The organism is Blastomonas sp., from assembly GCF_041747255.1.
GTDB lineage: Bacteria > Pseudomonadota > Alphaproteobacteria > Sphingomonadales > Sphingomonadaceae > Blastomonas.
In genome coordinates, this window is sequence record NZ_JBGTFM010000486.1 from 1 (window position 1) to 2,141 (window position 2,141).

2 protein-coding genes and 1 pseudogene are annotated in these 2,141 nt (G+C 63.2%); 1 reads left to right on the top strand and 2 read right to left on the bottom strand.

The window, feature by feature from the left end:
- A pseudogene (trkD, locus tag ACEW8G_RS16095) lies at window positions 1-554 on the top strand (potassium transporter Kup); the annotation flags it as partial.
- A gap of 150 nt (window positions 555-704) precedes the next feature.
- Here the strand turns inward: trkD and ACEW8G_RS16100 are convergent.
- Together ACEW8G_RS16100 and ACEW8G_RS16105 are read right to left on the bottom strand one after the other, a co-directional pair.
- Window positions 705-1,679, bottom strand: a complete 975-nt coding sequence (locus ACEW8G_RS16100) for an NAD(P)H-dependent flavin oxidoreductase (protein WP_373489409.1) — start codon at window positions 1,677-1,679, stop codon at window positions 705-707.
- A gap of 236 nt (window positions 1,680-1,915) precedes the next feature.
- Window positions 1,916-2,141, bottom strand: a 226-nt coding sequence (locus ACEW8G_RS16105; protein ID WP_373489410.1) for an alpha-isopropylmalate synthase regulatory domain-containing protein, incomplete at its 5' end; no start/stop codon positions are given.

The following is a 2,141-nucleotide window of genomic DNA, read 5'->3' on the forward strand; positions in this document are numbered from 1 at the left end:
CCACCTGGGCGCGCGGGCGCAAGCTGATGCGTGAGACGATGATCGAAAGCGCGTTGCCCATCGAGGTGTTCGTCAAGTCTGCGCAAGGCTCCGCCACCCGCGTCAAGGGCACCGCGATCTTCATGGCCTCGGCGACCACCGGCGTACCGACCGCGCTGCTGCACAACATGAAGCACAACAAGGTCATCCATGATCGCGTGGTCATTTTGACGGTCCAGATACTGGAAGTGCCTTATGTCACCGACGCCAACCGCTTTGATGTCGAGGACCTGGGCCACGGCTTTTACCGGATGATCCTGCGCTACGGCTTCATGCAATCGACCGATGTGCCTGCCGCGCTGAAGGGCGTATCGGTATGCGGTGGCAAGTTCGAGATCTTGCAGACCAGCTTTTTCCTGTCGCGCCAGACATTGCTCACCGCCGAGCGCCCCGGCATGCCGGTGTGGCGCGAAAAGGTGTTCGCCTGGATGTTGCGAAATTCGGCAAGCCCGATGGAGTTCTTCAACCTGCCATCAAACCGCGTGGTTGAACTGGGAAGCCAACTGGAGATTTGAAGCTTGCTTTGTCTCCCTTCCCGCTTGCGGGAGGGGAAGGTTCAGCTTGCTGAACCGGGGTGGGCGAAGAGCGCGGCCGGTCACGGGCCCACCCCGTCTTCGCCAGTGGCTCAGCCACCCCTCCCGCACGCGGGAGGGGAAAACGACACATCAATACGCCGTCCGCGCCAACAGCGATTCCTTTGCCGCATGATATTCGCGCGTCAGCCGCGCAACCATGTCCGCCACGGTATCGACCTTGTCGACCGCGCCAATGCCCTGGCCGCTGCCCCAGATGTCGCGCCAGGCCTTGGCCTCGGTGTTGCCGCCCGAACCGAAGTTCATCGTGCTGTAATCGCCCTGCGGCAGGTTGTCCGGGTCGAGCCCGGCATTGACGATGGACTGGCGCAGGTAATTACCCGAGACGCCGGTAAACAGGTTGGAATAGACGATGTCCGCCGCCCTGCCCTCGACGATGCCGTTCTTGTAGCCATCATCCGCGCGCGCCTCGACCGTGGCGATGAAGGCCGAGCCGATGTAACCAAAGTCCGCGCCCATTGCCTGCGCCGCCAGGACCGCTGCGCCGCTGGCAATCGAGCCCGACAGCGCCACCGGGCCGGTGAACCACTGGCGGATTTCCTGCATCAGCGCGAAGGGGGACGTTACTCCGGCATGGCCGCCCGCGCCTGCCGCGACCGGGATCAGCCCGTCGGCGCCCTTTTCAATCGCCTTGCGCGCAAACCGATCGCTGATCACATCATGCATGGTGATGCCGCCCCAGCTGTGCACCGCCTTGTTCAGGTCCTCACGCGCGCCCAGCGATGTGATGACCATGGGAACCTGCCACTTGGCGCAGGTGACCATGTCGGCCTCAAGCCGGTCGTTCGATTTGTGGACGATCTGGTTGACCGCATAGGGCGCGGCCGGGCTTTCGGGGTGGGCGCGGTTGTGTTCGGCCAGCGCTTCGGTGATCTGGTGCAGCCATTCGTCAAGCTGGCTTTGCGGCCGCGCATTAAGCGCCGGGAACGACCCGATGATCCCCGCCTTGCACTGGGCAATGACCAGCTCCGGCCCTGAAATGATGAACAGCGGCGACCCGATAACGGGCAGGCGCAGGTTGTCGCACAGCGGTGATGGCATGGTCATGAGGCCGGACATTAGCCGAGAAGGGTGCTCTGTCCAGAGGCTAATTAATCAGGCGGTTAAGTTTTAAAAGGAAACGGCTTGGTCGAAGTCATTCCTCTCCCGGAACGGGGTGGTGGCAGCCCGCAGGGCTGACGGAGGGGAAGCGAAATTGTGCCGCGATCTTGCTTGGGCGCAATCCCGCCTCCCCTCCACCGCTTCGCGGTCCCCCTCCCCGTTTCGGGGAGCAATAAAGAGGCTCAAATCTCATCCAGCGCACTGAGCACCGCCTTGACCGATGCGGTCGCGACGTCCTCGTCGATGCCGACGCCAAAGCAGGGCGCTCGGCCATCGATGGCGCATTCGACATAGGCTGCGGCGCGTGCCTTTGAGCCTGCGCCAATCGCGTGTTCGCGGTAGTCGGCGATGTCGATGGCGATGCCCAGCGCACTCGACAGCGCATCGACCACACCCGAGATCAGCCCG